1 rRNA gene is annotated in these 746 nt (G+C 73.7%); it reads right to left on the bottom strand.

Annotated features, from left to right (window positions below):
* Positions 1-657: 657 nt before the first annotated feature.
* Positions 658-746: ribosomal RNA gene (gene rrf, locus AB0K07_RS29250) — 5S ribosomal RNA — on the bottom strand; the annotation flags it as partial.

Below are 746 nucleotides of genomic sequence, written 5' to 3'. Positions count from 1 at the left end.
GGGAGCGCCGGTACGCGAACCGTCGCGGTCACCGCCACGGAAACCACCCTCACGGCGGTCACCACCGCGGAAGCCACCCTCACGCGGAGCGCCCGAACGCGAACCATCCCGGTCGCCGCCCCGGAAGCCACCCTCGCGGGGAGCGCCCGACCGCGAACCATCCCGGTCGCCGCCCCGGAAGCCACCCTCGCGGGGAGCGCCGGTGCGCGAGCCGTCCCGGTCGCCGCCCCGGAAGCCGCCTTCACGGCGGTCACCGCCCCGGAAGCCACCCTCGCGGGGAGCGCTGGACCGCGAACCGTCGCGGTCGCCGCCACGGAAACCGCCCTCACGGCGGTCACCACCGCGGAAGCCACCCTCACGGGGCGCACCGGAGCGCGAACCATCCCGGTCGCCGCCACGGGAACCGCCGTCACGGCCGCCGGCGTATCCGCCTCGGGCGCCGCCAGCGTTGTCTCCGTCTCCCCGGTACGGGGGACGGTCGTCGCGGCGCGGGCCGCGGTCGCGGCCGCCCTGGCCGTCAGTACGGTCTTCGTAGCGACGGGGACGGTCTCCGCCCTGCGGTCCTGAACTCACAGGTACATCCTTCCTCATTGCGCCATCAATGGCGCTACGCAGTCGAGGGCCGACCCGGATGGGGCGGCCCTCGACTGGAAGATTGTCCGGCGGCGTCCTACTCTCCCACACCCTCACGAGTGCAGTACCATCGGCGCTGGAGGGCTTAGCTTCCGGGTTCGGAATGTGACCGG

This window comes from Micromonospora sp. NPDC049301, assembly GCF_040678715.1.
Lineage (GTDB): Bacteria > Actinomycetota > Actinomycetes > Mycobacteriales > Micromonosporaceae > Micromonospora.
The sequence above is the reverse complement of the archived record's forward strand: the minus strand, read 5'-3'. Positions and strand labels throughout refer to the sequence as shown.